This window comes from Massilia solisilvae (genome assembly GCF_024753215.1).
GTDB classification, from domain to species: domain Bacteria; phylum Pseudomonadota; class Gammaproteobacteria; order Burkholderiales; family Burkholderiaceae_D; genus Telluria; species Telluria solisilvae.
In genome coordinates, this window is record NZ_JANUGV010000001.1 from 1,609,948 (window position 1) to 1,625,575 (window position 15,628).

The 15,628-nt window shown below is 66.2% G+C and carries 16 protein-coding genes; 3 read left to right on the top strand and 13 right to left on the bottom strand.

Going from position 1 to position 15,628, the window contains the following annotated elements; all coding sequences use genetic code 11:
- Nucleotides 1-5: 5 nt before the first annotated feature.
- The 5 genes from NX773_RS07260 to NX773_RS07280 all read right to left on the bottom strand — a co-directional run bounded on the left by NX773_RS07260 (nt 6) and on the right by NX773_RS07280 (nt 6,252).
- Complete coding sequence (locus NX773_RS07260; protein WP_258855641.1) at nt 6-875, bottom strand: PIG-L family deacetylase; 870 nt, start codon at nt 873-875, stop codon at nt 6-8.
- Between the two features lie 303 nt (nt 876-1,178).
- A complete protein-coding gene (gene lpdA, locus NX773_RS07265; RefSeq protein WP_258855642.1) occupies nt 1,179-2,585 on the bottom strand; it encodes a dihydrolipoyl dehydrogenase in 1,407 nt (468 codons plus the stop codon).
- 4 nt (nt 2,586-2,589) lie between these two features.
- On the bottom strand, nt 2,590-3,972 hold the full coding sequence (locus NX773_RS07270) for a dihydrolipoamide acetyltransferase family protein (RefSeq protein ID WP_258855643.1): 1,383 nt from the start codon (nt 3,970-3,972) through the stop codon (nt 2,590-2,592).
- A 1-nt stretch (nt 3,973) separates the two neighbouring features.
- Entirely contained in the window at nt 3,974-4,978 is a 1,005-nt protein-coding gene (locus NX773_RS07275; protein ID WP_258855861.1) for an alpha-ketoacid dehydrogenase subunit beta, read from the bottom strand.
- Nucleotides 4,979-5,019: 41 nt separating this feature from the next.
- A complete protein-coding gene (locus NX773_RS07280) occupies nt 5,020-6,252 on the bottom strand; it encodes a 3-methyl-2-oxobutanoate dehydrogenase (2-methylpropanoyl-transferring) subunit alpha (RefSeq protein WP_258855644.1) in 1,233 nt (410 codons plus the stop codon).
- A 159-nt stretch (nt 6,253-6,411) separates the two neighbouring features.
- On the opposite strand from NX773_RS07280, the gene NX773_RS07285 reads away from it, so the two are divergent.
- Complete coding sequence (locus NX773_RS07285; RefSeq protein WP_258855645.1) at nt 6,412-6,699, top strand: hypothetical protein; 288 nt, start codon at nt 6,412-6,414, stop codon at nt 6,697-6,699.
- A gap of 72 nt (nt 6,700-6,771) precedes the next feature.
- Here the strand turns inward: NX773_RS07285 and NX773_RS07290 are convergent, their stop codons facing one another.
- The 6 genes from NX773_RS07290 to NX773_RS07315 form a co-directional block, all read right to left on the bottom strand.
- A complete protein-coding gene (locus NX773_RS07290; RefSeq protein ID WP_258855646.1) occupies nt 6,772-8,151 on the bottom strand; it encodes an amino acid permease in 1,380 nt (459 codons plus the stop codon).
- A 112-nt stretch (nt 8,152-8,263) separates the two neighbouring features.
- Nucleotides 8,264-9,181 carry a hypothetical protein gene (locus tag NX773_RS07295; RefSeq protein ID WP_258855647.1) on the bottom strand — a complete coding sequence of 306 codons (918 nt, stop codon included), beginning with the start codon at nt 9,179-9,181 and terminating at the stop codon, nt 8,264-8,266.
- A gap of 183 nt (nt 9,182-9,364) precedes the next feature.
- The gene (locus tag NX773_RS07300; protein WP_258855648.1) at nt 9,365-10,249 is read right to left on the bottom strand and encodes a CsgG/HfaB family protein; all 885 of its coding nucleotides are present in this window, start codon (nt 10,247-10,249) and stop codon (nt 9,365-9,367) included.
- Nucleotides 10,246-10,674, bottom strand: a complete 429-nt coding sequence (locus NX773_RS07305) for a curli assembly protein CsgF (RefSeq protein ID WP_258855649.1) — start codon at nt 10,672-10,674, stop codon at nt 10,246-10,248. Before NX773_RS07305 ends, NX773_RS07300 begins: the two co-directional genes overlap by 4 nt.
- A 20-nt stretch (nt 10,675-10,694) precedes the next feature.
- Entirely contained in the window at nt 10,695-11,108 is a 414-nt protein-coding gene (locus NX773_RS07310; RefSeq protein WP_258855650.1) for a CsgE family curli-type amyloid fiber assembly protein, read from the bottom strand.
- 16 nt (nt 11,109-11,124) lie between these two features.
- On the bottom strand, nt 11,125-12,009 hold the full coding sequence (locus tag NX773_RS07315; RefSeq protein ID WP_258855651.1) for a hypothetical protein: 885 nt from the start codon (nt 12,007-12,009) through the stop codon (nt 11,125-11,127).
- Nucleotides 12,010-12,282: 273 nt separating this feature from the next.
- Between NX773_RS07315 and mtoX the strand changes: the two genes are divergently transcribed.
- Nucleotides 12,283-13,578, top strand: a complete 1,296-nt coding sequence (gene mtoX, locus NX773_RS07320) for a methanethiol oxidase (protein WP_370662222.1) — start codon at nt 12,283-12,285, stop codon at nt 13,576-13,578.
- A gap of 3 nt (nt 13,579-13,581) precedes the next feature.
- Nucleotides 13,582-14,271, top strand: coding sequence for an SCO family protein (locus NX773_RS07325; protein ID WP_258855652.1), 690 nt, complete (start codon nt 13,582-13,584; stop codon nt 14,269-14,271).
- A gap of 9 nt (nt 14,272-14,280) precedes the next feature.
- Here NX773_RS07325 and NX773_RS07330 read toward each other — a convergent pair whose 3' ends face one another.
- Both NX773_RS07330 and NX773_RS07335 read right to left on the bottom strand, forming a co-directional pair.
- Nucleotides 14,281-14,910, bottom strand: coding sequence for a class I SAM-dependent methyltransferase (locus NX773_RS07330; protein WP_258855653.1), 630 nt, complete (start codon nt 14,908-14,910; stop codon nt 14,281-14,283).
- On the bottom strand, nt 14,900-15,601 hold the full coding sequence (locus NX773_RS07335; protein WP_307728444.1) for an MBL fold metallo-hydrolase: 702 nt from the start codon (nt 15,599-15,601) through the stop codon (nt 14,900-14,902). The genes NX773_RS07330 and NX773_RS07335 overlap by 11 nt, the downstream gene beginning before the upstream one ends.
- Between the last annotated feature and the right edge of the window lie 27 nt (nt 15,602-15,628).

The following is a 15,628-nucleotide window of genomic DNA, read 5'->3' on the forward strand; positions in this document are numbered from 1 at the left end:
GCCGGTCAGAAGTTACAGTAGCCCGCGCCCGGCACGCCGCGAAAATCCATCCGCCCCACGAAGTTGTTGTGGAACGCGTCCCAGGTACTGCGGTTGCCGTTGGCAACCAGGGCGGCATTGAGCGCGCCCAGCGTGGCCTGGTGCAGCCTGGTCTCTTCCTGGGTGTAGGTCGGCGCAAAGTTCTGGATCACGTAACCCCGGTAGAACAACAGGTTCACGCAGCGCATCTGCGGCGACTCGGTGATCGCGGCGTTCACGATCATGCCGGTTGCGACGTGGTCGGTATGGTCGCCGGGGTTCCAGCGCGTGTCCGGGTCCTGCGTGTTCAGGTTGACCATGGCGGCGGCGCGGTTGTTGATCCGGACGATCTCGCGCATCACTTCCTTCAGCTCTGCCAACGTGTAGGTGTTGACCGGGTTCAGACTCGTCACCATCCCTAGCCGGCCGGTGGCGAGCTGCTGCAAGCTCATGTCGTCGGGCAGGTTCAGGTGGTACATCACCACGTTGCCCATGTGGACAGTCTCGATGGCCTTGCCTGCGATGAGTTCGGTCGTCCTGAGCGGCACCGGCGCTGGCACGTCCGGGTTCAGGCCCTGCCAGAAATGGACGATGGACTCGAACGCCCTGAGCCGCGCCCGGTAGTAGGGAATGCGCATCGTGTTGTTGGCGTAGCCGGTGCCGTTGGCGGCGTCGCCGGCCGTGGTCAGCACGAATACGGTCGGGTAGCCGGTGGCCACGTCGGTTGCCGCGTTCTTGTGCATCATCAGCGGCACGTCGTCGGGATGGGCGGCGATGAACAGGGCACAGCGGGCGGGAGCGATGAGGATTGCCGCGAGGGCGAGGAATGCGGCCGCGCTACGTTTGAGGGAGATCATGGGAACCTCCGGAAGCGGGAACTGGTTGTAAAGTTGCTAATCCAGTCTAGGGTTCCGCAGGAGGCCGGCTATTGTGCGAGATCGAGCCGCACTGTGCACCTGATCAAACGTGTTGACCAAAGTGCAGGATTCGTTTTCGTAAGGAAAATGCGGCCGCGCAGTTGGGGCCGCGCGCGCGAAAAAACACCGTCATTCCGGCGAAGGCCGGAAATCCATGCTGAGCGTGCGTCCGGGCGGTCGGTGACCTGCCGCGACGGTTCACGTTCAGCATGGGTCCCGGCTTGCGCCGGGACGACGGGTGCTTCAGATGTGCAAGGCGTGGCCCAGGGCGCGCAGCGCGGCTTCCTGCACCGCTTCGCCCAGGGTCGGGTGCGCGTGGATCGTGCCCGCGACATCCTCGAGCTGCGCGCCCAGCTCGATCGACTGCGAGAACGCGGCCGACAGTTCGGACACGCCGCGACCTACCGCCTGCCAGCCGACGATCAGGTGGTTGTCCTTGCGCGCGACCACGCGCACGAAGCCGTCCGTGCTTTCGATCGTCATCGCCCGGCCGTTGGCGGCGAACGGGAAGTTGGCAGTCACGCATTCAAGGCCGTTGCGCTCGGCTTCCTGCGGCGTGAGGCCGACCACCACCACCTCGGGGTCGGTGTAGCACACCGCGGGAATCGCGCTGGGAGCGAAGTGGCGGCGCTTGCCGGCGATGATCTCGGCCACCATCTCGCCCTGCGCCATCGCGCGGTGCGCCAGCATCGGCTCGCCGGTGATGTCGCCGATGGCCCAGACGTTGCGCATCGAGGTGCGGCACTGGTTGTCGATGCGGACCGCGCGACCGTTCATGTCCAGCAGCAGGCTTTCCAGGCCATAGCCCTTGGTGCGCGGCTTGCGGCCGACCGCCACCAGCACGCGGTCCGCTTCCAGCTGCGATTCGTAGCCGCCGGCAGCGCCACGCACGCGCACCGCGTCGCCGGCTTCGGTCATGCCCAGCACGCTGGTGTTCAGGTGCACCTCGATGCCCAGGCGCTTGAGCGATGCCGCAACCGGCTTGACCAGCTCTTCGTCGTAGGCCGGCAGGATGCGGTCCATCGCCTCCACCACGGACACCTGCGCGCCCAGCTTGCGGTAGGCGATGCCCAGTTCCAGGCCGATGTAGCCGGCGCCCACCACCACCAGGCGTTGCGGCAGCGTCTCGGGCGAAAGCGCCTCGGTGCTGGAGATGACCGCGCCGCCGAACGGCATGAACGGCAGCTCCACGGCCTGCGAGCCGGTTGCCAGCAGAAGGTGCTCGCAACGGATGCGCATGCTGCCCTCCGCAGCGCCAGGTTCGGTCACCTCGACGGTCTTGCCGTCCACGATGCGCGCCCAGCCCTTGATGACTTGCACGCCGTGCTTGCGCAGCAGGGCGCCCACGCCGCCGGTCAGGCGCCTGACGATGCCGTCCTTCCATTCAACGGTGCGGGCGACGTCGATCTTCACGCCGGACACCGCGATGCCGAGCGGCGAATTGTCGGCGTAGTGGCGGGCCTTCTCGAATTCCTCGGCCGCGTGGATCAGGGCCTTGGACGGGATGCAGCCGATGTTCAGGCAGGTGCCGCCCAGGTGCTCGGCCTCGACCAGGATGGTGGGGATGCCGAGCTGACCGGCGCGGATCGCGGCCACGTAGCCACCGGGGCCGCCGCCGATCACGAGCAGGGTCGTCGAAACAGAATTCATATGCTCATTCCACAAACAGAGTTGCCGGGCACTCGAGATAGCCACGGATGGTTTGCACGAACTCGGCGGCCACCATGCCGTCGATGACGCGGTGGTCGAACGAGGACGACAGGTTCATCGTCTTGCGCGCCACCATGCCGCCGTTCCTGATCACCGGCTTTTCGACGATGCGGTTCACGCCGATGATCGCCACCTCCGGCCAGTTGATGACCGGTGTGGTGACGATACCGCCCAGGGGGCCAAGGCTGGTGATGGTGATGGTCGAACCGGAGAGCTCTTCGCGCAGCGCCTTGCCGTTACGAGCCGCGTCCGCCAGGCGCACGATTTCGGAGGCGCTGGACCACGGGTCGCGCGCCTCGGCATTGCGCACCACGGGCACCATCAGGCCGGTGTCGGTCTGGGTCGCGATGCCGAGGTGGACCGGGTTGTAGCGGGTGACCACGCCAGCGTCGTCGTCGTAGCGCGCGTTCACCTCGGGGAACTTGCGGATCGCGAGCACCACCGCGCGCATCAGCAGCGGCAGCAGGGTGAGCTTGCCGCGCTCTTCGCCGTAGCGGCTGTTCAGTTGCGTGCGCAGCAGTTCCAGTTCGGTGACGTCGACCTCTTCCACATACGTGAAGTGCGGGATGCGGCGTTTCGCTTCCTGCATCTTCTCGGCGATCTTGCGGCGCAGGCCGATCACCGGCACCGCCTGTTCGCCCTGCAGCTCGGCGTAGCGCGTGTCCGCGCCGCCCATGCCGCCACCGCCGCGCTGGCGCGTTTCGACGTAGGCGTCCAGGTCGGCGTGCGTGATGCGGCCGGCCGGGCCGCTGCCCATCACGTATTGCAGCTCGATGCCCATGTCCCAGGCGCGCTGGCGAACCGCGGGCGCGGCCAGCGGTTTTTCGCCAGCGGGGCGCAGGGCGACCACGGGGGCGACAGGGCGCGGTGCGGTTGCGGGGCGTGCCTGCGCATGGGCATGAGTGCCCACGCTACCGGTCTGCGTGCCTGTGTTGGACGCGTGGGCAGCGGAGCTGCCCACCCTACCGGTTGGCTTGCCTTCCGCGTTCACCGCAACGGGCTCGCCGGCCTGTTGTTCGGCCACCGCGTCCTGCGCCGAGACCGGGGCCGGGACCTTGTCCTTGTCGGCCGAGTGGTTGCCGGCGCCTTCCACTTCCAGGCGAATCAGCTCGGCGCCAACTGCCATCGACTGGCCCACGGCGCAGCCGAGCGAAGTGACCGTGCCGTGCACCGGCGACGGGATTTCGACGGTGGCCTTGTCGGTCATCACGTCGGCCAGCACCTGGTCTTCCTTGATCGTGTCGCCGGGCTTGACGTGCCATTCGACGACTTCAACTTCTGCAATGCCTTCGCCCAGGTCGGGCATTTTGATTACATGAATGCCCATATCACCTCTCCATCGCACGTTTGAATGCCGCGCCCACGCGGTCGGGGCCCGGGAAGTACGCCCACTCCTGCGCGTGCGGGTACGGGGTATCGAAACCGCACACGCGCTCGATTGGCGCTTCGAGGTGGTAGAAGCAGTGTTCCTGCACCAGCGCGGCCAGTTCGGCGCCAAAGCCGCTGGTCTTCGTGGCTTCGTGCACGACCACGCAGCGGCCGGTCTTGTTGACCGAGGCGACGATGGTTTCCAGGTCGAGCGGCCACAGGGTGCGCAGGTCGATGATCTCGGCATCGATGCCGGTCTCCTTGGCGGCAGCCTCCGACACCCAGACCATGGTGCCGTAGGTGAGCACGGTCAGGTCGGCGCCGGGACGGAACACGGCCGCCTTGTCGAGCGGGGTCGTGTAGTAGCCTTCGGGGACTTCGCCCATCGGGTGCTTGGACCAGGGCACGACCGGACGGTCGTGATGGCCGTCGAAGGGGCCGTTATACAGGCGCTTGGGTTCGAGGAAGATCACCGGGTCGTCGTTCTCGATCGAGGCGATCAGCAGGCCCTTGGCATCGATCGGATTGGACGGCATCACCGTGCGCAGGCCGCACACGTGGGTGAAGAACGCTTCCGGGCTCTGGCTGTGGGTCTGGCCGCCGTAGATGCCGCCGCCGCAGGGCATGCGGATGGTGAGCGGGGCCGAAAAATCGCCGGCCGAGCGGTAGCGCAGGCGCGCAGCCTCGGACACGATCTGGTCGGTCGCCGGGTAAAAATAGTCGGCGAACTGGATCTCCACCACCGGGCGCAGGCCGTAGGCGGCCATGCCGACCGCGGTGCCGACGATGCCGCCTTCGGAGATCGGCGCGTCGAACACGCGGGTCTTGCCGTACTTGGCCTGCAGGCCGTCGGTGCAGCGGAACACGCCGCCGAAGTAGCCAACGTCCTGGCCGTAGATCACGGTATTGCTGTCACGCTCGAGCATGACGTTCATGGCGCTGCGCAGCGCCTGAATCATCGTCATCGGCACGACTTTGCTTGGTTTATCGTCGTCGCGTGCCACGGTCACACTCCCAGTTGTTGGCGTTGCTGGCGCAGGTGTTCGGGCATGTCCTTGTACACGTCCTCGAACATCGTTGCGGCGCTCGGCACACGGCCGTCGATCAGGGTGCCGTGCTGCTCGGCCTCTTTTTGGGCGGCGAGCACTTCGGCTTCCAGTTCGGCCTGTACCTTGTCATGTTCCTCGTCGCTCCACCAGCCCTTGTTGGTCAGGTGGCGGCGCAGCCGGGCGATCGGGTCGCCCAGCGGGAACCACGACCAGTCGTCGGCGGGGCGGTAGCGCGACGGGTCGTCGGAAGTGGAGTGGGGGCCGGCGCGGTAGGTGACCCATTCGATCAGGGCCGGGCCATGGCCGCCGCGGGTGCGCTCGGCAGCCCAGCACGAGGCCGCGTACACGGCCAAAAAGTCGTTGCCGTCCACGCGCAGCGAGGCGATGCCGGTGCCCACGCCGCGAGTGGCAAAGGTGACGCTCTCGCCGCCAGCGATGTGCTGGAAGGTGGAGATGGCCCACTGGTTGTTAACCACGTTCAGGATCACCGGCGCGTTGTACACGTGGGCGAAGGTGAGGGCGGTGTAGAAGTCCGATTCGGCGGTGGCGCCGTCGCCGATCCAGGCCGACGCGATTTTTGTGTCGCCCTTGATGGCCGAGGCCATGGCCCAGCCCACGGCTTGCGGGTACTGGGTGGCCAGGTTGCCGGAAATGGTGAAGAAACCTTTTTCGCGCACCGAGTACATGACGGGCAGCTGGCGGCCCTTCATGGGGTCCGCTTCGTTGGACAGCAGCTGGCAGATCATGTCCTTCATCGGATACTCGCGCGCCATCAGCAGGCTTTGCTGGCGGTAGGTCGGGAAGTTCATGTCGCCATCCTTGAGCGCGAGCGAATGGGCGGTGCCGATCGCTTCCTCGCCAAGGGAGGTCATGTAGAACGACAGCTTCTTCTGGCGCTGGGCGATGACCATGCGCGCGTCGAAAATGCGCGTTTTCATCATCGTGCGCAGGCCGAAGCGCAGCGTTTCACGGTCGAGATCCGGCGCCCACGGACCAACGGCATTGCCGTCGTCGTCGAGTACGCGGATCATGGTGGAGGCAAGATCGCCCGTTTCGGATGGCAGTACGTCAATGGGTGGACGACGCACTGATCCCGCGGGGCTGACCTGCAGGTATGAAAAATCAGTCTTGCAGCCGGGCCGGCCGGATGGCTCCGGTACATGCAGCGACAGAGGCTTACTCTGGCTCATAAATACGCTTCTCCCTTGTGAGGTGACTTGCGGCAAGCGCGATGATAAAGCGTCCAGCAGCGCACGAGTGGCGATATCGCAGATATTTTCATGTTGCTATGCAGCACGCATCCTGGTCCGGGCGGGACGTGCGCGGGCTGATCGCGGTAAAGTTGCTGCATGAACGAGCCGATTTGCCCGCTGTGCGGGCGTGCCCTGGGGACCGAAAACATCGACCGGCACCACCTGGTGCCGAAGACCTACAAGGGAAAAGAGCAGTTCCCGGTGCACAAGATCTGCCACCGGAAAATCCATTCGGTGTTCACCGAGAAGGAGCTGCGCGACCGCTTCCACAGCTGGGAAGCTTTGCGCGCACATGAGGATATCCGCAACTTCATCGCCTGGGTGGCAAAAAAGCCGCCGGGGTATTACGCGCGTACGGAGACGGCAAAGCGCAAGAAGTGGTGATGCACGCAGCTGTTGGACGCGTGGGCGGGAAACCGCCCACCCCTACGGGGCGCAGCCAGTGACGGTGGGCGTTCAGCTCACGTCCGCGCTGGCGCGTTCGGGTACCGTGGCCACGCTGCGCTGACGCAGCCAGTAGCCCACGCCCAGCACCGCCAGCCAGGCCGGGATCAGGATCACCGACACGCGCAGCTCGGGCGTGATCCACATGATGACCAGCATTGCGGCAAGGAAGCCCAGGCACAGGTAGTTGGTGAGTGGCGCGGCCGGGCTGGGGAAGCCGGTCGGCGCGCCCGCAGCGCGCTTGGCGGCGCGAAAGCGCAGGTGAATCCAGCTGATCATGCCCCAGTTGATCACCAGCGCGGACACGGTCAGCCCCATCAGCATGCCAAACGCCTCACCTGGCATGAAGTAGTTCAGGCACACGCAAATGCCGGTCACCAGTGCAGACACGCCCAGCGCCAGCACCGGCACCCCGCGCCGGTTCACGCGCAGAAGTGCGCGCGGCGCGTTGCCCTGCGCGGCCAGGCCATACAGCATGCGGCTGTTCGAATACACGCCGCTGTTATACACGGACATGGCCGCGGTCAGCACCACAATGTTGAGCAGGTTGGCAACCATGTCGCTGTTGAGCGCATGGAAGATCAGCACGAACGGGCTGCCGCCGGCCGCGACCTTCTGCCACGGGTACAGCGACAGCAACACGCCGAGCGCGCCGATGTAGAAGATCAGGATGCGGTAGATGGCCTGGTTGGTTGCGCGCGGGATCGAGTGCGACGGGTCGTCGGCCTCGGCGGCCGTGATGCCGATCAGCTCCAGCCCGCCAAAGGAGAACATCAGCATCGGGATCGCCATCACCAGACCGCCCAGGCCGCCCGGGAAGAAGCCATCGCGCCACAGGTTGGACACGCTGGCTTGCGGACCGGCGCCGCCGGACAGCAACAGCCACAGGCCGAACACGATCATGCCGACCACCGCCACCACCTTGATGAGGGCGAACCAGAACTCCATTTCGCCGAACGCTTTCACGTTGAACAGGCTGATGGCGTTGATAACGGCAAAAAAGGCCAGCGCCGAGACCCAGGTGGGGATGCCCGGCCACCAGTACTGCACATAGATGCCGACCGCCGACAGCTCGGCCATGCTGACCAGGACGTACAGGACCCAGTAGTTCCAGCCGGTGACGAAGCCGGCGAGGTGGCCGCAGTATTTGTTGGCAAAGTAGCTGAAGGAACCGGCCACCGGCTCGTCCACCACCATTTCGCCGAGCTGGCGCATGATGAGGAAGGCAATCATGCCGCCGATCGCGTAGCCGAGCAGGACCGACGGGCCGGTCATCTTGATCGTTTGCGCCACGCCCAGGAACAGGCCGGTGCCGATTGCGCCGCCGAGGGCGATGAGCTGGATATGGCGGCTCTTGAGCCCGCGCTTGAGTCCTTCTTTTGGTTCTGACATATTCACCCTCGGCAATAGCTGAAGGTTCGGATTCTAAATCAGGCGCGGGCCGAGCGGGTAGCGAAAACGGCCGGCCCCTCGCTGGAAGGGGCGCGGACGCCATGCGCAAAACCTAGCGCTGCAGGATCGAGGCGACGTTGCCGTAGCCGGGCGTGGTGAAGTTCTGGGAGATGGTGGCGGTGTACCCGGCGGTGCCGGCGCTGGTCTGGGTGATGGTGGCCAGGTTGTCGTAGCCACCCTGGCGAATGGTCGCCGTGTTGGTCTGGTCTGCCGAGAAGCCATCGCCCACCGAGGTGATGCGGCCGGTGTTGTGGTTGCCGTGCTGGATGATGGTGGCATCGACGAAGCTGCCGGTCACGTCGATGGTGGCGACGTTGTTGTTCCCGGCCTGGTCGATCTTGGCCGAATTGGAAAAGCCTTGCTCGCTGATCCGTCCCACGTTGCTCACACCGTCCTGCTTGACCGTGGCCTGGCTCGAGTTGGCCGGCAGGTCGATGGTCGCAAAATTCGACGAACCGTGCTGGTGGATCGTCGCGTTCGGATCGACCGAGTTCGGCTCGTTGATCGTGGCCACGTTGTCGTTGCCGGACTGGCGCACCTCGGCGGTGGCGCCGATGGTGTTGTTCTGGTTGACGGAAGTGATGTTGCGCAGGCCATCCTGCTCGACGTTGATGTGAAGCTCGTGGATGCCGCTCTGGTCCACGTCGGCCACGTTGTCCGACCCGCGCTGCACGATCGTCGTGTGCGAGCCGTCGGTGTCCTGCTTGACGCGGGCGATCTGGTTGTTGCCGTACTGTGTGACGGCGGCGTGCGCCTCGTAGCCGGTCTGCTCCACGGCGGCGTAGTTGTTGGTGCCGGTCCCCTGCAAGATGTCAGCAGTGCTCTCGAACGAGACCACGAACCGGCCCTGGGTGATCTTGGCGGTGCTCAGACTGCCCTGCTGGGTAATGGACGAATTGTCGGACGCGAAGGCCGGCAGGGCGCTCAGGGCCAGGACGGTGCATGCGAGTGTGGCGAATGGGTGCTTCATGGTGGATCTCCTGTGGTGAGGGATGAAGGTGCTGCCTGGAGCGGGGTGGGTGGCGGGTGCCGGCTAGCGGCGCACGACGACAGGGGCGCTTGCGGCGCCGTTCTTGACGATCGAGGCGGTCAGGCCCAAACCGGCCAGTTCGATGCGCGAGGGCTTGTGCGGTGCGCTTCATGGCGGCTCCCATCAGCCCTTGCGCGCACCGCGGGCGCCCAGTGCCCCGTCTTCCTTCAGGTAGGCTTCGATCAGCGGATCGGACCAGTCCTTTTCGTCTTTCAGCTGCCAGCGCCCGTCCTTCAAACCCTGCACCACCAGGTGCACGACCGCCGCCTCGATCGCCTCGCGCACGCACAGCTGGGCCGGCTCGTTGCGGGTGGTGCCGGCCTCGAACTGGGCCAGGTCCTTGAAGTTGACGAACTTGAACACGCTTGGGTGCAGCTCGTACGAATAGATGGTCTTGGTGGTGGAGACCGAGTTCAGCACCTCGCCGGTGCGCACGTCCACGCTGCGCAGGGTGATGGTGACCTGGTCCACCCGGTATTGCGAGGACGCGCCGATGCCGAGGAAGTTGGCGCCAATGCCGCCGGTGCGCACGTTGGTCTCGTAGGCCGTGATGCCGCCTTCGACCAGGATGGCGGCGGACACCAGCTGCGGCATTGCGGCCGGCGCCGGCGCGGCGTTCGCTTCCTTGGGCGACTCGAGCGCGCGCGCGATCTTGCGTTCGGTGAGCAGGTCTTGCAGGTTCTCGCGCTCGACCGGGGTGAACCAGCCGGAAGCCTGCAGGGCGCCGAGCAGCAGCGAGGCCGCGCCCTGCGTGACGGCGGTGGAGAACGAGCTGTCCGGCGCCGCCTTGTACTGGCCGGTCTGGTCGCGAAAGCCGTACACGGCCACGCTGATCTTGCCGCGCGGCGGCGGCAGGCGGGTCAGGTCGCGGGTGACGGAGGTGGCCGGGGTCAGGCGCGCGCCGGACTGGGCGACGGACGGGGCGTGGGCGCAGCCGGCCAGCGTTGCGCATACCAGCGCGCCGGACAGCGCGGCAAACAGCTTGATGGCGGGGCGAGCGTTTTTCATTGTCCACCTATCTGGAAGGTCGTCGAGGCGCCGGTGGTCTTGTCGGTGGTGGTGATGGTCAACACGCCGCCGCCGGAATCGACGATCGTGATGCGAAAGTTGCCCGTGTCAACGGTTCCTGGCTGGAGCTTGCCGTTCTGCCCGATCACGCCCGACATCGCCGCGGCGGACAGCTGGCTGAGGATCGAGCGCTCCAGCATGTCGGTGAACTGTTCCAGCGGCGACTTGTCGAGCAGCGAGTTGCGCGCAGCGAGCGGGTCCTTGTGCTTGTTGGTCGCTTGCGCGCTGGCGAGCAGGCCCGGGCCGTTGAGCGGGCTGCCGCCGAACGCGGGGTTGACGGGCGTGTAGACCAGCTCGGTTGCGGCGGCCGGAAGGACAGCCGTACACGCACAGAGGAGGGCGGCAAGGTACAAGTGTTTGGCCATGGGAACTCCTGTTGACGCTGCTAGATTTCGTCGGGCGCGAGGTCGCCGTCGGCCGGCAGCAGCGGCTGGACCTGGCTGGCGAGCGCCGCGTCGTAGGCCGCATCCACCGCCTGCGCGGCCAGCGGGCGGACCTGCGCGCGCGTGGGCGGCAAAAAGGCGCGGAACAGCAAGCGGCCCGCGTGCTCGACCTCGATGGTGGTGCCGCGCGCGGCGGAAGGCCGCTCGCGCACCAGCACGGCGTAGCCGGCCACGCCCGGCTTGTCTGCCCACATTGCGGCAAAGGCGGCGTGGAACTCCTGTCCCGCCACCGTGACGGTCTGGTTGACCAGAATGCCTTCGACCGGATCTTGTTGCGGAGGCACACCGCCGGCCGTGGCCATCCTCGCGAAGAGCAAGGCCAGGGCCGCGGCTGCAATGGTCCCGGCACGCCTCATCTTCCTGTCTCCGCCATTACCGCTGCACGATGCGGGCGTAGTTGCCGCCACCCGGGGCAAGGGTGTTCTGCGTGATGGTGGCAGTCAGCCCATTGCCAAGCTGATCGATCTTGGCCCAATTGTTCCGGCCGCCTTGCACGATGGTGGCGAAGTTGCCGTCGCCGGCCGAGGTGATGAAGGCCTTGTTTCCGGTGCCGGTCTGCGATATCTGCGCGGCGCTGGTGGTGCCGGTCAGGTCGATCTCGCCGACGTTGTTGCTGCCGTTCTGGTCGACGATGCCGGATAAGCGCGAGCCGCCGTGCACGTTCGTTGCCGCTGAGTTATCCGTCCCCACCTGGTGGGCGCCAGCCTGGTTCTCGTCACCCGAGAGATCGACGTCGGCGACGTTGCCTGTGCCGTTCTGGTAGACCGTCGAGCCGAGAATCGTCCCGTTCAGCTCGCTGATGCTGGCCTTGTTGTTCGTCCCCAGCTGCGTGACGTCGGCGAAGGCGTCCGTGATACGCTGGGCTATCGTGACGGTGTTGCCCCGGCCTTCCTGGCGGACCTTGGCAATGCCGCCAACGACCTCCTGCACAATGTCCGCGGAGTTGCCCGCGCCGTGCTGCAAGATGGTGGCGCTGCCGCCATCGTTGTGCTGCAGGATGCGCGCGGCCTGGTTGTCGCCCCCCTGGTCGATGGCGGCGTCGGCCTGGTTGCCGGCCTGTTCGATGATGCCCAGGTTGCCCGAGCCCGGCCCCTGCGTGATGCTCGCACTGGCCCCGGAGAGCAGGTGCTCCTGCTTGATCGTTGCGGTGCCGTTGCTGCCTTGCTGGTCGATCGACGCGGATTCCTGCGCGAGCGCCGGCAGTGCCAGCAGCGTCAGGGTGGCGAGGGCAAGTGCTTCGAATGGCCGCTTCATCATGATTCTCCTTGCTGAAGGAAATTGTTTCGTTTCGGAATTTTTCCCTGAATAATCAACTAGATAGGGTTGTCATCCTGTCCAGTATTGGCGAGGCCCAGGCCCCAGCCCTTGGCGCAGATTAAGAACGGCTGAGTTGACCATATGACGTGGCGCAACAACGCATGGCGCCGCGTTTTGATTTATCTCAATTGGCACTTGAGCACCTCGGAAACAATGCCGGGATACCCGCCCGGCGTGCCAGCCCGGCCGCCGTCGTTCACCAAGGAGACTGCCGTGCGCCAAACATCCCGTGCCGCCTTAGCCCTCATGACCCTCGCCATTGCCGCCTGCTTCCAGGGCGCGCGGGCCGACGAGACCTGCAATTCCCCGTACCTGTCCAACCTGATCAAGGGGCAGGAGGACTACCTGTACGTGTGGACGCTGGGTGTGCCCGGCATCGGCGATGGCTCGGACAAGCTGGTCACGGTGGACGTGAACCCGCGCTCGAAGCAGTTCGGCAAGGTGATCGCGCAACTGCCCGTGGGCGGGCGCGGCGAGGCGCACCACGCCGGCTTCACCGACGACCGCCGCTTTTTGTGGGCGGGCGGCCTGGACGACAGCAAGATCTACGTGTTCGACATCCACACCGACCCGGCCAGGCCAAAGCTGGTGAAGACCATCACCGACCTGCCGGCGAAGAGCGGCTATGTCGGCCCGCACACCTTCTACGCGCTGCCGGGGCGCATGCTGGTCGGGGCGTTGTCGAACACCAAGGACCATGGCGGTGTGACCGGTATGGCGCTGTACAACAACAAGGGCGAGTACATCACCAAATACCCGCTGCCGACAAGCATGGGCGGCGACGGCTACGGCTATGACATCGCGATCAATCCGGCGAAGAACGCCATGCTCACTTCCAGCTTTACCGGCCACACCAACTACATGATGGACCTGGGCACGCTCATCAAGAACAAGACGGCGATGGGCAACTTCGGCAACACCATGGTGCTGTGGAACCTGAAGGCCATGAAGCCGGAGAAGGTGTTCAAGGTGCCCGGTGCGCCGCTGGAGATCCGCTGGTCGCAGCACGAGGGCGACGACTGGGCGGTGACCGCAACCGCGCTCACGTCCAAGCTGTGGCTGGTGAAGAAGGACGCGCAGGGCCAGTGGCAGGCCAGGGAAGTGGCCACGATCGGCGACCCCGCCAAGACACCGCTGCCGGTGGACCTGTCGCTGTCCGCCGACGGCAAGGGGCTATGGGTGAACACCTTCATGGACGGCATCACGCACCATTTCGACCTGTCGAACCCCGAGGCGCCGAAGGAGGACTACGCGAAGCACACCGGATCGCAGGTGAACATGCTGTCGCAGAGCTGGGACGGCAAGCGCCTGTACGTGAGCAGCTCGCTGTTGGCCAACTGGGACAAGAAGGGCGCGGACAACGAGCAGTTCGTCAAGCTGTATGCGTGGGACGACAAGGAGCTCAAGGAGGTCTTCCAGCTCGACTTCGCCAGGCTCGGGCTGGGCCGGCCGCACCACATGAAGTTCGGCGCCGCCACGCCCCAGCGGGTGGCGTCGGCCCGGGAGTAGGCGATGGCCGGGCGCCGGCCGGGTCGCGCGGTGCTGGCCGGGCGCGCCGCACTCGCGCTCGGACTGCTGCGCGCGGCCATGGCAAGCTGCGCGCCGGTGCAGGCCGCCACGCCGGGCCAGGCGCTGACGCTGCCGCCGCCCGGCAGCTACCGGCTCGAACGCATCATGCGCGCGCCGGAGGGCGTGGTGCTGGACAGCGACGGTGGGGCGCACCGGCTGTCCGAGTTCACGACCGGGAAGGTGACGCTGTTCTCGTTCATCTACACCTACTGTACCGACGCGCGCGGCTGCCCGTTGGCCTACGCGACGATGCACAGCGTGAAGCAGGCGATCCTGGCCGATCCGGCGCTGGCCGCACAGGTGCAATTCGTGAGCATGAGCTTTGACCCGGAGTACGACACCCCCGCCGCGATGCGCAGCTATGGCGGCGAGGACGCGCGCGACCGCCGCGCCCTGCGCTGGCACTTCCTGACCGCGCGCTCGGGCCGCGAGCTGGCGCCGATGCTGGACGGGTTCGGGCAGGATGTGCGGCTGGCGGCGCAGCCGCCGGGCCAGCGCGCGCCGGTCTTGAGCCACGTGCTGAAGGTGTACCTGCTGGACCGGCGCGGCTACGTGCGCGAGATCTATTCGACCTCGTTCCTCAACCCCGAGGTGCTGGTGAACGACATCCGCACGCTGGCGATGGAGCGCTAGGGGCGCAGACTAACGGCGGCGGGCCACCAGGCCGATCAGGGCCGACGGTCCGATGTGGCGCGAGCCTTCGTTCAGCTGCGCCTCGTACTCGCGCAGCTCCACCATCTCCAGGTCGGCAAACGCCGCGCGCAGCAGCTCGGGCGTGTACAGGTGCTCGAGGATGCCGGGCCCGCCGGTGTTGTAATCCAGCTGTTTGGGGGTGTAGCCCTGCAGGACAAGGTAGCCACCGGGCTTGAGCGCGCGCGCCATGTTGGCGAACAGTCGCTCCCGCATGGCCGGATCGGCGAACTGGATGAAAATCGCCACCACGTAATCGTAGGTTTGCGGCTCCCAGTTCCACCCGTCGCAATCGGACACCTGGTAGTTGACGGCCACGCCGCCCTGGCGCGCCAGCTCGCGCGCCTTGGCCACGCCCACCGGCGAAATGTCGAATGCGTCCACGGCCAGACCCTGCCGGGCAAGCCAGACGCTGTTGCGGCCTTCGCCGTCGGCCACGGCCAGCACGCGCTTGCCCGGCTCGAACAGGGCGCGCTGGTTGGCGAGGAAGGCGTTCGGTTCGGTCCCGAACACGTAGCCCGGCTGACTGAAGCGCTGGTCCCAGGTCGCGGCCGGTTCCGGGAATTGTCGTTCATGCGCCATGTGAAAGCCCCAGGTTGCGGTTGGCAGGTACGGCCACGTCGATCAGCTTCGGACGCGGCAGGTTGAGCGCGGCCATCACCTCGGCAAATTCAACCCGGGTGCGGTTGGCAAGGCGCGCGTTGTGACGCTTTTCCCAGCCGATCGTGGAGACCGACTGGCCCTTGTAGTCGTGGCCCGGCCAGATGCGCGTGTCTTCCGGCAGCGTGAACAGCTTGTTGGTCACGCTGTCGTACAAGGCGTCGGCGCTGCCGCTCTGGAAGTCGGTGCGCCCGCAGCCGTCGATGAGGAGGGTGTCGCCGGTGAACGCGTTGCCGCGCCAGACGTAGCTCATGCTGCCGGCGGTGTGGCCCGGCGTGTGCAGCACCGAGATCGTCTCGCCCGCGCCAAAGCGGATCACGTCGCCGTCGTTCAGCTGTACTTCGGCCGGCGGGATGCCGCAGCCGCTGGGCACGCAGGCCTTGGCGCCGGTCAGTTCGCGCAGCTTGCCGGCCGAGGTGACGTGGTCGGCATGCGCGTGGGTCTCGAGCACGTAGGCCAGCGTCAGGCCAAGGCGTTCAATGTGCGCCAGGTCGCGCTCGAGGTTGTGATCGACCGGGTCGATGATCACCGCCTCGCGGCTGTCCGGGCCGCACAGGATGTAGGTGAAGGTCGATGACTCGGCATCGAACAGCTGGATCGGGTTGATGTTCATGGTCTCTCCTCAGTCCTGATTCTAATC

Bases quoted from the DNA above. Each gene is read 5' to 3' on its own strand.
- NX773_RS07305 (WP_258855649.1), bottom strand. From the start codon at position 10,674: ATGGCCAAACACTTGTACCTTGCCGCCCTCCTCTGTGCGTGTACGGCT.
- NX773_RS07290 (WP_258855646.1), bottom strand. From the start codon at position 8,151: ATGTCAGAACCAAAAGAAGGACTCAAGCGCGGGCTCAAGAGCCGCCAT.
- NX773_RS07285 (WP_258855645.1), top strand. From the start codon at position 6,412: ATGAACGAGCCGATTTGCCCGCTGTGCGGGCGTGCCCTGGGGACCGAA.
- NX773_RS07275 (WP_258855861.1), bottom strand. From the start codon at position 4,978: ATGACGATGATTCAGGCGCTGCGCAGCGCCATGAACGTCATGCTCGAG.
- NX773_RS07270 (WP_258855643.1), bottom strand. From the start codon at position 3,972: ATGGGCATTCATGTAATCAAAATGCCCGACCTGGGCGAAGGCATTGCA.
- NX773_RS07330 (WP_258855653.1), bottom strand. From the start codon at position 14,910: ATGGCGCATGAACGACAATTCCCGGAACCGGCCGCGACCTGGGACCAG.
- NX773_RS07300 (WP_258855648.1), bottom strand. From the start codon at position 10,249: ATGAAAAACGCTCGCCCCGCCATCAAGCTGTTTGCCGCGCTGTCCGGC.
- NX773_RS07295 (WP_258855647.1), bottom strand. From the start codon at position 9,181: ATGAAGCACCCATTCGCCACACTCGCATGCACCGTCCTGGCCCTGAGC.
- NX773_RS07260 (WP_258855641.1), bottom strand. From the start codon at position 875: ATGATCTCCCTCAAACGTAGCGCGGCCGCATTCCTCGCCCTCGCGGCA.
- NX773_RS07315 (WP_258855651.1), bottom strand. From the start codon at position 12,009: ATGATGAAGCGGCCATTCGAAGCACTTGCCCTCGCCACCCTGACGCTG.
- lpdA (WP_258855642.1), bottom strand. From the start codon at position 2,585: ATGAATTCTGTTTCGACGACCCTGCTCGTGATCGGCGGCGGCCCCGGT.
- NX773_RS07335 (WP_307728444.1), bottom strand. From the start codon at position 15,601: ATGAACATCAACCCGATCCAGCTGTTCGATGCCGAGTCATCGACCTTC.
- NX773_RS07310 (WP_258855650.1), bottom strand. From the start codon at position 11,108: ATGAGGCGTGCCGGGACCATTGCAGCCGCGGCCCTGGCCTTGCTCTTC.
- NX773_RS07325 (WP_258855652.1), top strand. From the start codon at position 13,582: ATGGCCGGGCGCCGGCCGGGTCGCGCGGTGCTGGCCGGGCGCGCCGCA.
- NX773_RS07280 (WP_258855644.1), bottom strand. From the start codon at position 6,252: ATGAGCCAGAGTAAGCCTCTGTCGCTGCATGTACCGGAGCCATCCGGC.